11 protein-coding genes are annotated in these 11,634 nt (G+C 70.5%); all 11 read left to right on the top strand.

Annotated features, from left to right (window positions below; genetic code table 11):
* Positions 1-1,459 (top strand): DUF5941 domain-containing protein (locus J7E91_RS34750; protein WP_214911311.1); only part of this gene is annotated, 1,459 nt, incomplete at its 5' end.
* Positions 1,456-2,193 (top strand): sugar phosphate nucleotidyltransferase, encoded by a 738-nt coding sequence (locus J7E91_RS34745; RefSeq protein ID WP_214911309.1) that lies wholly within the window; start codon positions 1,456-1,458, stop codon positions 2,191-2,193. The genes J7E91_RS34750 and J7E91_RS34745, both read left to right, overlap by 4 nt.
* Entirely contained in the window at positions 2,181-3,242 is a 1,062-nt protein-coding gene (locus tag J7E91_RS34740; RefSeq protein WP_214911307.1) for an iron-containing alcohol dehydrogenase family protein, read from the top strand. The genes J7E91_RS34745 and J7E91_RS34740 overlap by 13 nt, the downstream gene beginning before the upstream one ends.
* On the top strand, positions 3,220-3,999 hold the full coding sequence (locus J7E91_RS34735; protein ID WP_214911305.1) for a CDP-alcohol phosphatidyltransferase family protein: 780 nt from the start codon (positions 3,220-3,222) through the stop codon (positions 3,997-3,999). The genes J7E91_RS34740 and J7E91_RS34735 overlap by 23 nt, the downstream gene beginning before the upstream one ends.
* A gap of 50 nt (positions 4,000-4,049) precedes the next feature.
* Positions 4,050-4,895, top strand: a complete 846-nt coding sequence (locus J7E91_RS34730; RefSeq protein ID WP_214911324.1) for a glycosyltransferase — start codon at positions 4,050-4,052, stop codon at positions 4,893-4,895.
* 94 nt (positions 4,896-4,989) lie between these two features.
* Positions 4,990-5,925 (top strand): ABC transporter permease, encoded by a 936-nt coding sequence (locus J7E91_RS34725; protein ID WP_214911303.1) that lies wholly within the window; start codon positions 4,990-4,992, stop codon positions 5,923-5,925.
* The gene (locus J7E91_RS34720; protein ID WP_028815579.1) at positions 5,918-6,703 is read left to right on the top strand and encodes an ABC transporter ATP-binding protein; all 786 of its coding nucleotides are present in this window, start codon (positions 5,918-5,920) and stop codon (positions 6,701-6,703) included. Before J7E91_RS34725 ends, J7E91_RS34720 begins: the two co-directional genes overlap by 8 nt.
* A 360-nt stretch (positions 6,704-7,063) precedes the next feature.
* Positions 7,064-7,966 (top strand): squalene synthase HpnC, encoded by a 903-nt coding sequence (gene hpnC, locus J7E91_RS34715; protein ID WP_214911301.1) that lies wholly within the window; start codon positions 7,064-7,066, stop codon positions 7,964-7,966.
* Between the two features lie 44 nt (positions 7,967-8,010).
* Complete coding sequence (gene hpnD / locus J7E91_RS34710; RefSeq protein ID WP_214911299.1) at positions 8,011-8,931, top strand: presqualene diphosphate synthase HpnD; 921 nt, start codon at positions 8,011-8,013, stop codon at positions 8,929-8,931.
* A 127-nt stretch (positions 8,932-9,058) separates the two neighbouring features.
* Positions 9,059-10,489 (top strand): hydroxysqualene dehydroxylase HpnE, encoded by a 1,431-nt coding sequence (gene hpnE / locus J7E91_RS34705; protein WP_214911297.1) that lies wholly within the window; start codon positions 9,059-9,061, stop codon positions 10,487-10,489.
* A complete protein-coding gene (locus J7E91_RS34700) occupies positions 10,486-11,580 on the top strand; it encodes a polyprenyl synthetase family protein (protein WP_214911295.1) in 1,095 nt (364 codons plus the stop codon). The genes hpnE and J7E91_RS34700 overlap by 4 nt, the downstream gene beginning before the upstream one ends.
* The last annotated feature ends 54 nt before the right edge of the window (positions 11,581-11,634 follow it).

Genomic DNA, 11,634 nt, shown 5'->3' with positions numbered 1-11,634 from the left:
CGCCGCCGTGCTCGACGCGGACGGCACCGCCGTGCGGCGGCCGGACCTCGGCTCGCTGGTCGCCGTCGTCGCCACGGACGAGGACGAGCGTGAGCAGGCCCGCGCCGCCGTCGCCGCCGTCGACGAGGAGGCCGTACGGCTGCGTACGGCCGTGAAATCCCGCGACGGCTTCTTCACCACGTTCTGCGTCAGCCCGTACTCGCGCTACCTCGCGCGCTGGTGCGCCCGCCGGGGCTTCACCCCGAACCAGGTCACCACGGCGTCGCTGATCACCGCGCTGATCGCGGCCGGCTGCGCGGCCACCGGTACCCGCGGCGGCTACGTTGCGGCCGGCGTGCTGCTGCTCTTCTCCTTCGTCCTGGACTGCACCGACGGGCAGCTCGCCCGCTATTCACTCCAGTACTCGACGATGGGCGCCTGGCTCGACGCGACCTTCGACCGCGCCAAGGAGTACGCGTACTACGCGGGCCTCGCGCTCGGCGCCGCCCGTGGCGGGGATGACGTATGGGCGCTGGCGCTGGGCGCGATGGTGCTCCAGACCTGCCGCCATGTCGTGGACTTCTCCTTCAACGAGGCGAACCACGACGCGGAGTCCAACACCAGCCCCACCGCCGCGCTCTCCGACAAGCTCGACAGCGTCGGCTGGACGGTCTGGGTGCGCCGGATGATAGTCCTGCCGATCGGCGAGCGGTGGGCGATGATTGCGGTACTGACCGCCGTCACCACCCCGCGGATCGTCTTCTACGCCCTGCTCGCCGGCTGCGCGCTCGCCGCCCTCTACACCACGGCCGGCCGCGTCCTGCGCTCGCTGACCCGCAAGGCACGGCGTACCGACCGGGCGGCCCAGGCCCTCGCCGACCTCGCGGACAGCGGGCCCGTCGCCCAGGCGGTGGCGGCCCGGGGGCCCCACCTCAAGGGCGCCTGGACCGCCCCCGTCCTCGCTGTCGTTGGCGCCGCCGCCCTGGTGGCCACGGCGCTCACCCAGCCCTTCGGCAGCGTCCAGGTGATCGTCGCGGCGGTCTTTTACGCGGTGCTCTCCGGCACAGCCGTCGCGCGGCCCCTCAAGGGCGCCCTCGACTGGCTCGTCCCGCCCGTCTTCCGGGCGGCCGAGTACGGCACGATCCTGATCCTGGCCGCCCGCTCCGAAGTGAACGGAGCGTTGCCGGCCGCATTCGGGCTGGTGTCGGCGGTCGCCTACCATCACTACGACACCGTGTACCGCATCCGCGGCGGCACGGGCGCGCCGCCCCAGTGGCTGGTGCGGACGATCGGCGGGCACGACGGCCGGACGCTGGTGGTAGTGGTACTCGCCACCGTCCTGGCGACGCGGAACACAGACCTCACCCTGGCGCTCACGGCCCTCGCTGTGGCCGTGGCACTCGTGGTGCTGGTGGAGTCCATCCGCTTCTGGGTGTCCTCCGGAGCACCCGCAGTACATGACGAAGGAGAACCCGCATGATCGGCCTCGTACTCGCTGCCGGCGCCGGACGGCGTCTGCGTCCCTACACGGACACCCTCCCGAAGGCCCTGGTTCCCGTGGACGGTGAGACGACCGTCCTCGACCTGACGCTGGGCAACTTCGCCGAGGTCGGCCTGACCGAGGTCGCCATCGTCGTCGGCTACCGCAAGGAGGCCGTCTACGCGCGCAAGGAGGCCCTTGAGGCGAAGTACGGCCTCAAGATCACGCTCGTCGACAACGACAAGGCCGAGGAGTGGAACAACGCCTACTCCCTGTGGTGCGCGCGTGATGTCCTCAAGCAGGGCGTGATACTCGCCAACGGCGACACCGTTCACCCGGTCTCCGTCGAGAAGACGCTGCTCGCCGCCCGCGGCGACGGCCAGAAGATAATCCTCGCCCTCGACACGGTGAAGAACCTCGCCGACGAGGAGATGAAGGTCATCACGCAGGACGGCAAGGGCGTCCGGCGGATCACCAAGCTGATGGACCCGGCCACCGCCACCGGTGAGTACATCGGCGTCACGCTCATCGAGCCGGAGGCCGCCGAGGAGCTGGCCGACGCGCTGAAGACGACGTTCGAGCGCGACCCCGACCTCTACTACGAGGACGGCTACCAGGAGCTGGTCAACCGCGGCTTCACCGTCGACGTGGCCCCCATCGGCGAAGTGACGTGGGTCGAGATCGACAACCACGACGACCTCGCGAAGGGCCGTGAGATCGCGTGCCAGTACTGACCCGTCTCATCCCGTCCCCGGTCGTCGTCGACATCAGCTGCGGCGCCATGGACGACCTGGCCGGCCTGCTGGCCGACCAGCGGATCTCCGCCTCCGGCAAGCTGGCGATCGCGACCAGCGGCGGCTCGGGCCTGACCCTGCGCGACAAGCTCGCGCCGGTCCTGCCGGGCGCCGACTGGTACTCCGTCGCCGACGGAACGATCGACTCCGCCGTGAGGCTCGCCGACGAGATCAAGGGCAAGCGGTACGACGCCGTGGTCGGCCTCGGCGGCGGCAAGATCATCGACGTCACGAAGTACGCGGCGGCGCGGGTCGGCCTGCCGATGGTCGCCGTCGCGACGAACCTCTCGCACGACGGTCTCTGCTCGCCGGTGTCCATCCTGGACAACGACAACGGGCGCGGCTCCTACGGCGTACCGACCCCCATCGCCATGGTCATCGACCTCGATGTGATCCGCGACGCCCCGGTCCGCTTCATCCGGTCCGGCATCGGTGACGCGATCTCCAACATCTCGGCGATCGCGGACTGGGAGCTGTCCCACCGTATAAACGGCGAGCCGGTCGACGGACTGGCCGCCGCCATGGCCCGTACGGCGGGAGAAGCCGTACTCCGCCACCCCGGCGGTGTCGGCACCGACGAGTTCCTCACGGTCCTCGCCGAGTCCCTCGTCCTGTCCGGTATCGCCATGTCGATCAGCGGCGACAGCCGCCCCTCGTCCGGTGCGTGCCACGAGATCAGCCACGCCTTCGACCTGCTGTACCCCAAGCGGGCCGCGAGCCACGGCGAGCAGGTCGGCCTCGGCGCGGCCTTCGCCATGCACCTGCGGGGCGCCACCGAGCAGGCCGGGCTCTTCGCCGAGGTACTGCACCGGCACGGCCTGCCGGTGCTCCCGCAGGAGATCGGCTTCAGCGTCGACGAGTTCGTCAAGGCCGTCGCATACGCACCACAGACCCGTCCGGGACGCTTCACGATCCTGGAACACCTCGACCTGTCCGCAGACCAGATCAAGGACGCTTACGCCGACTATGTCAAGGCCATCAGTAGCTGAACTCCGTCCGGTCGTTCACCCCGAGGGCGTGAAGGACCGGCGCAGCGGTGAGCACTGGGCCGGGCGCATGTACATGCGGGAGATCTCGCTGCACATCGACCCGTACCTGGTAAACACCAAGATCACGCCGAACCAGCTCACGTACCTCATGGTCGTCGTGGGTGTGCTCGGCGGCGCGGCCCTGCTGATCCCCGGCCTGACCGGTGCGATCCTCGCGGTGATCCTGTTCCAGATCTATCTGCTGCTCGACTGTGTCGACGGCGAGGTCGCCCGCTGGCGCAAGCAGACCTCGATCACGGGCGTCTACCTGGACCGCATCGGCCATTACCTTTGCGAGGCGGCGCTGCTCGTCGGCTTCGGCCTGCGGGGCGCCGATCTCTTCGGTTCCGGCCGGCCCGAGTGGCTGTGGGCGTTCCTCGGTACGCTCGCCGCGCTCGGCGCGATCCTGATCAAGGCCGAGACCGACCTGGTCGACGTGGCCCGTACGCGCAGCGGTCTGCCCGCCGTGAAGGACGAGGCCTCCGTGCCGCGCTCCTCCGGTCTGGCCCTGGCGCGCAGGCTGGCCGCGGCGCTGAAGTTCCACCGTCTGGTCGGCGGCATCGAGGCGAGCCTGTTCATCCTGGTCGTCGCGATCATCGACTTCGTTCAGGGCGACCTGTTCTTCAGCCGCCTCGGGATCGCCGTGCTGGCCGGAATCGCGATCGTGCAGACGTTCCTGCACCTCGTGTCCATCCTCGCTTCGAGCAGGCTGAAGTGACGGCCGCGGGCGCTGCCACCGGCCTGAAGGTCGGCGCCGTCATCATCACGATGGGCAACCGCCCCGACGAGCTGCGCGCCCTCCTGGACTCGGTCGCCAAGCAGGACGGCGACCGGGTCGAGGTCGTGGTCGTCGGCAACGGCTCCCCGGTCACCGGTGTCCCCGAGGGCGTACGGACCGTCGAGCTGCCCGAGAACCTCGGCATCCCGGGCGGCCGCAACGCCGGCATCGAGGCCTTCGGCCCCAGCGGCGCCGAGATGGACATCCTGCTCTTCCTCGACGACGACGGCCTGCTGGCCCACCACGACACGGCCGAGCTGTGCCGCCAGGCCTTCGCCGCCGACCCGAAGCTCGGCATCATCAGCTTCCGGATCGCGGACCCCGACACGGGCGAGACCCAGCGCCGCCACGTCCCGCGCCTTCGCGCGGCCGACCCGATGCGCTCCTCGCGCGTGACGACCTTCCTCGGCGGCGCCAACGCCGTACGCACCAAGGTCTTCGCCGAGGTCGGCGGGCTGCCGGACGAGTTCTTCTACGCCCACGAGGAGACCGATCTGGCCTGGCGGGCGCTCGACGCCGGCTGGATGATCGACTACCGCTCGGACATGGTCCTGTACCACCCGACGACCGCTCCTTCCCGGCACGCCGTCTACCACCGCATGGTGGCCAGGAACCGGGTCTGGCTGGCACGGCGCAATCTGCCGGCCCCCCTGGTGCCCGTCTACCTCGGCGTATGGCTGCTGCTCACGCTGGCGCGGCGGCCCTCCGTACCCGCTCTGAAGGCATGGTTCGGCGGCTTCAAGGAGGGGTGGACGACCTCCCCCGGACCGCGCCGTCCGATGAGATGGCGTACCGTCTGGCGACTGACCCGGCTCGGCCGACCTCCTGTCATCTGACAAGCTCGGGTCTGAAAGCATCGGGGGCACGCGGGACGTGTGCCCGGTCCTGCGCCTTACTGCCTGCGCATCTTGAACACGAAAGTTTCAACTTGTGAGTGACACAACCCGTGACGGTGCGGTCGCGACGAGCGCCCCGCCATCTCCCGACGACGGACTTACCCCGGCGGAGCTCGCCGCGAAGTACGGCCTGTCGGTGAGCGGTGCCCGGCCGGGGCTGATCGAGTACGTCCGGCAGCTGTGGGGCCGGCGCCACTTCATCCTCGCGTTCTCGCAGGCGAAGCTGACCGCCCAGTACAGCCAGGCCAAGCTCGGCCAGCTGTGGCAGGTGGCGACTCCGCTGCTGAACGCCCTCGTGTACTTCCTCATCTTCGGCCTGATCCTGGAGGCCGACCGGGGCATGGACCGGGAGGTGTACGTACCCTTCCTGGTCACCGGTGTGTTCGTCTTCACCTTCACCCAGAGCTCGGTGATGGCCGGTGTCCGGTCCATCTCGGGCAACCTGGGCCTGGTCAGAGCGCTGCACTTCCCGCGCGCCTCGCTGCCGATCTCCTTCGCGCTCCAGCAGCTCCAGCAGCTGATGTTCTCGATGATCGTGCTGGTGATCATCGCGGTGGCGTTCGGCAGCTACCCCTCGCTCTCCTGGCTGCTTGTGGTCCCCGCGCTGGCCGTCCAGTTCGTCTTCAACATCGGCCTCGCGCTGATCATGGCCAGGCTCGGCAGCAAGACCCCCGACCTCGCCCAGCTGATGCCCTTCGTGATGCGTACGTGGATGTATGCCTCCGGAGTGATGTTCAGCATCCCGGCCATGCTCGCCGACAAGGATTTGCCCGGCTGGGTCACGGACGTGCTCCAGTGGAACCCGGCGGCCGTGTACATGGACCTCATCCGTTTCGGCCTGATCGAGGGCTACGGCTCCGAGAACCTGCCCCCGCACGTCTGGGGCGTCGCCCTGGGCTGGGCGCTGCTCGTGGGCCTCGTGGGCTTCGTGTACTTCTGGAAGGCTGAGGAGAGGTACGGCCGTGGCTGACGACAACAAGCAGGGACGCGTCCCCACCGTCATCGCGGACGACGTGCACATCGTGTACCGCGTCAACGCCGGCGCGGGCGGGCGCGGCAGCGCCACCGCCGCCCTGAGCCGCATCATGAAGCGCGGCAAGGGCGACTCGCCCGGCGTACGCAAGGTGCACGCGGTGCGCGGTGTCTCCTTCACGTCCTACCGGGGTGAGGCGATCGGTCTGATCGGCACCAACGGGTCGGGCAAGTCGACCCTGCTGCGCGCCATCGCGGGCCTCCTGCCGACCGAGCAGGGCAAGGTCTACACGGACGGCCAGCCTTCACTCCTCGGTGTGAACGCGGCGCTGATGAACGACCTGACCGGCGAGCGCAACGTCATCCTCGGCGGCCTCGCCATGGGGATGACGCGTGAGGAGATCCGCGAGCGCTACCAGCAGATCGTCGACTTCTCGGGCATCAACGAGAAGGGTGACTTCATCACGCTGCCGATGCGCACGTACTCCTCCGGCATGGCCGCTCGCCTGCGCTTCTCCATCGCCGCCGCCAAGGACCACGACGTACTGATGATCGACGAGGCGCTGGCGACGGGCGACCGGAAGTTCCAGATCCGCTCCGAGCAGCGCATCCGCGAGCTCCGCAAGGAGGCCGGCACGGTCTTCCTGGTCAGCCACAGCAACAAGTCGATCAGGGACACCTGTGACCGCGTTCTGTGGCTGGAGAAGGGCGAGCTGCTGATGGACGGTCCCACGGACGAGGTCCTCAAGGCGTACGAGAAGGAAACCGGCCGCTAGGGCCGGTGCGGGCCGGTACCCCGCCGGGCTCGTCCCGGCGGGGTTTCGCGTGTCCGCGTGTCCGGGTGCACCCTTTCCGCGTATCGGTGCGGCGTGAGCGGCCCGGCGCGCCGTAACATGCCGGAATCGTCAACTCCGGCCACTTACGGGAAGGTTGAGGCATATTGCTGCCTTGTTGTAATCCGCCCAACACCCCGGCGCGGTGCCGGGCGTTGTACAACGTAAGCTGTACCGGTGGGCGGCGTGTCCGAAATGGGATGTATTAGGTCGACGGTGTAGAACGGGAGATGTGACGGCAATGGCTATGGAATCTCTCCAGCGCGAAGACGCTTCCGCCGTCCCCGCACCGGGCAGCCCGCGATGACCGGAACCCGTCACGTGCGCACCGACGCACACGCGCGCACGACCCTGGACAAGGCCGCCGACGAGAACTTCCCGGTGGCTCCCTTCTTTCTGCCGCGCGCCTGGCGGCACGACCTGATGGCCGTCTACGGCTACGCCCGCCTCGTCGACGACATCGGCGACGGCGACCTCGCCCCCGGCGGCGCCGACGCCCGCCTGCTCGGCCTCGACCCCGCCCTCGCCGACGACCGCCTGCTCCTGCTCGACGCCTTCGAGACCGACCTGCGCCGCGTCTTCGACGCCTCGGGGGACGGCCCGCGCCACCCCCTCCTGCGCGCCCTCGTGCCGACCGTGCGCCGCTGCTCGCTCACCCCCGGCCCGTTCCTCGGGCTCATCGAAGCCAACCGGCAGGACCAGCTCGTACGCCGCTACAAGACGTACGACGATCTCCTCGCGTACTGCGAGCTGTCGGCGAACCCCGTCGGCCGGCTGGTCCTCCGGATCACCGGCACCGCGAGCCCCGAGCGGATCCGCCGCTCCGACGCGGTCTGCACCGCCCTGCAGATCGTCGAACACCTCCAGGACGTCGCCGAGGACCTCGGCCGCGACCGGATCTACCTGCCCGCCGACTCCATGGCGCGCTTCCACGTCGAGGAGGCCGATCTGGCCGCGCCGTCCGCGAACGCGTCGGTGCGCTCCCTCATCGCGTACGAAGCGGAACGCGCCGGGTGCCTCCTGGACGAGGGCACTCCGCTCGTGGCCAGTGTCAACGGCAGGCTCAAGCTGCTCCTCGCCGGTTTCGTCGGCGGCGGACGCGCGGCCCTCACGGCGATCGCGGCCACCGGCTACGACGTGCTCCCCGGACCGCCCAAGCCCACCAAGCTCAGCCTGCTGCGCGCAGTGGGAGCTGTCTTGCGATGAGACCGAAGAGAGGGGTGAGCCGGCCCGTGGAAGGACTCACGCAGATGTCCGCACCGGTACTCGCCGCGTACAGCTACTGCGAGGCCGTGACCGGAGCGCAGGCGCGCAATTTCGCGTACGGCATCAGGCTTCTGCCGACCGACAAGCGCAACGCCATGTCCGCGCTGTACGCGTTCTCGCGGCGCGTGGACGACATCGGCGACGGTGTGCTGGAGCCCGCCGTCAAGCAGGTGCGGCTCGAAGAGACCCGCGCGCTGCTCGACCGCGTCCGTGCGGGCACCGTCGACGACGACGACACCGACCCGGTCGCCGTGGCGCTCTCGGACACTGCGCGCCGCTTCCCGCTGCCGCTCGAAGGGCTCGACGAGCTCATCGACGGCGTCCTCATGGACGTACGCGGCGAGACCTACGAGACCTGGGACGACCTGAAGGTCTACTGCCGGTGCGTCGCGGGCGCCATCGGACGGCTCTCGCTGGGCGTGTTCGGCACCCAGACCGGCGCGCGCTCCACGGAACGCGCCTCGGAGTACGCCGATACGCTCGGTCTCGCCCTCCAGCTGACCAACATCCTCCGGGACGTCCGCGAGGATGCCGGGAACGGGCGTACCTACCTGCCCGCCGACGACCTCGCCAAGTTCGGCTGCTCGGCCGGTTTCCACGGCGCCACCCCGCCCGAGGGCTCCGACTTCACGGGCCTGATCCACTTCGAAGTACGCCGCGCCCGCGCCCTGTTCGCCGAGGGCTACCGGCTGCTTCCCCTGCTCGACCGGCGCTCCGGTGCCTGCGTCGCCGCGATGGCCGGTATCTACCGGCGGCTCCTCGACCGCATCGAGCGCGACCCCCTGGCCGTACTGCGCGGCCGGGTCTCACTGCCGGGACACGAGAAGGCGTACGTCGCCGTGCGCGGCTTGTCGGGCCTCGACGCCCGGCACATCTCCCGCCCTCACCTCTGGAGGCGGGTCTGATGGGCCCCGTTGCGGCCGGCGGGACGAACGCGTACAAGAGAGGCGCAACCCCCCGGCGGCCCGGTGCGTCCCTGAGTGCAACGGCCCGTCGTCCGTACTCCGTCGGCGAGTCCCGAGGGGAGGGCGCATGACACGCGGCACCACAGGCGGCAGGCCCACCGTGCCGGCCCGCTCGCCGGGGCCCGCGGCAGGTCACGCGGTCGTCGTCGGAGGCGGACTGGCCGGAGTCACGGCCGCGCTCCAGCTGGCCGACGCCGGCATGCGGGTGACACTGCTCGAAGGGCGCCCGCGCCTGGGCGGCCTCGCGTTCTCGTTCCGCCGCGGCGAGCTCACCGTCGACAACGGCCAGCACGTCTATCTGCGCTGCTGCACCGCCTACCGGTGGTTCCTCGACCGGATCGAGGGCGCCGGACTGGCCCCGCTGCAGAGCCGTCTCGACGTACCCGTGCTCGACGTCGGCCGGTCCGCCGGGCCCCGGCTCGGGCGGCTGCGCCGCACGGCGCTGCCCGTACCGCTGCACCTGGCCGCGAGCCTGGCGACGTATCCGCATCTCTCCCTCGCCGAGCGGGCGAGCGTGGGGCGTGCCGCGCTGGCGCTCAAGAAGCTCGATCCGGCCGATCCCGCCCTGGACGGTGTGGACTTCGCCACCTGGCTGGGCCGCCACGGACAGTCGCCGCGCACCATCGAGGCACTGTGGGACCTCGTCGGCGTCGCGACGCTCAACGCGACCGCGCCCGACGCCTCCCTCGGCCTCGCCGCCATGGTCTTCAAGACGGGACTGCTCTCCGAGCCCGGCGCCGCCGACATCGGCTGGGCGCACGTACCGCTCGGCGATCTGCACGACACACTCGCCCGCAAGGCGCTCGACTCCGCGGGTGTACGGACCGGACTGCGCACCCGGGTCAGCTCCATCTCCCGTTCGGTGAGCGGGGGTTGGTCCGTCGGCGCGGGAGGCGGGGAGCGGATCGAGGCCGACGCCGTCGTGCTCGCCGTACCGCAGCGCGAGACGCACGCCCTGCTGCCCGAGGGTGTCATCGACGACCCCGGCCGGCTGCTCGACATCGGCACCGCGCCGATCCTCAACGTCCATGTCGTGTACGACCGCAAGGTGCTGCGCCGGCCCTTCTTCGCCGCGCTCGGCAGCCCCGTCCAGTGGGTCTTCGACCGGACGGAGTCCTCCGGACTCACCGGCGGCGGACAGTACCTCGCCGTCTCGCAGTCGGCGGCACGCGGCGAGATCGACGCGCCCGTGGCCGAGCTGCGCGCACGCTATCTGCCCGAGCTGGAGCGGCTGTTGCCCGCCGCGCGCGGCGCGGGCGTACGCGACTTCTTCGTCACCCGGGAGCGGACAGCGACGTTCGCCCCCACCCCCGGCGTCGGACGGCTGCGCCCCGGCGCCCGTACGCACGCGCCCGGCCTGTACCTGGCCGGCGCGTGGACCGCCACCGGATGGCCCGCGACCATGGAGGGCGCTGTGCGCAGCGGCATCACCGCCGCCGGCGCGGCCCTCCGCGAACTCGGCCGCGTACATGAACATCCGTTGCAGGAGGCGGTATGAGCACTGGCATGGAAACAAGAGGAGAGCCTGTGACCCCGGTGAACCCGGTCGACAACACCACGGTGGACATCGCCGCGCTTCTTGAGCGCGGCCGCACCCTGTCCACCCCGGTGCTGAAGGCCGCCGTGGACCGGCTCGCGCCGCCCATGGACACCGTCGCGGCGTACCACTTCGGGTGGATCGACACCCAGGGGCGGCCCGCCGACGGCGACGGCGGCAAGGCCGTACGCCCGGCGCTCGCGCTGCTGTCGGCGGAGGCGGCGGGCGCGGCGGCCGAGGTCGGCGTTCCCGGCGCCGTCGCCGTCGAACTCGTACACAACTTCTCGCTGCTCCACGACGACCTGATGGACGGCGACGAGCAGCGCAGGCACCGCGACACCGTGTGGAAGGTGCACGGACCCGCGCAGGCGATCCTCGTCGGCGACGCGCTCTTCGCCCTCGCCAACGAGGTGCTGCTGGAGCTCGGCACCGTCGAGGCGGGGCGCGCCACGCGTCGGCTCACCACCGCGACCCGCAAGCTCATCGACGGTCAGGCGCAGGACATCTCCTTCGAGCACCGCGAGCGGGTCACCGTCGAGGAGTGCCTGGAGATGGAGGGCAACAAGACGGGCGCCCTGCTGGCCTGTGCCGTGTCCATCGGCGCGGTGCTCGGCGGGGTGGACGACCGTACGGCGGACACGCTGGAGGCGTACGGCTACCACCTCGGTCTCGCCTTCCAGGCCGTCGACGACCTGCTCGGCATCTGGGGCGACCCGGACGCCACCGGCAAGCAGACCTGGAGCGACCTGCGCCAGCGCAAGAAGTCCCTGCCCGTCGTCGCGGCGCTGGCTGCCGGCGGTCCGGCGTCGGAGCGGCTCGGCGAGCTGCTCTCCGCCGACGCCAAGAGCAACGACTTCGAGAGCTTCTCCGAGAAGGAGTTCGCCACCAGGGCGGCTCTGATCGAGGAGGCGGGCGGCCGTGACTGGACGGCGCAGGAAGCTCGCAGGCAGCATGCGGTCGCCATCGAGGCGCTGGACGGTGTCGACATGCCCCCGCAGGTTCGTGCGCAGCTCACGGCGCTCGCGGACTTCGTCGTCGTACGAAAGAGATGATCAGCATCCGCCTCATATAACTCGCAAGTCGCCGTCCGGTGCCGGGACCCGCCG

Origin of the sequence: Streptomyces sp. ISL-99 (assembly GCF_018614005.1) — a bacterium.
Classification (GTDB): Bacteria; Actinomycetota; Actinomycetes; order Streptomycetales; family Streptomycetaceae; genus Streptomyces; species Streptomyces flavidovirens.
The sequence above is the reverse complement of the archived record's forward strand: the minus strand, read 5'-3'. Positions and strand labels throughout refer to the sequence as shown.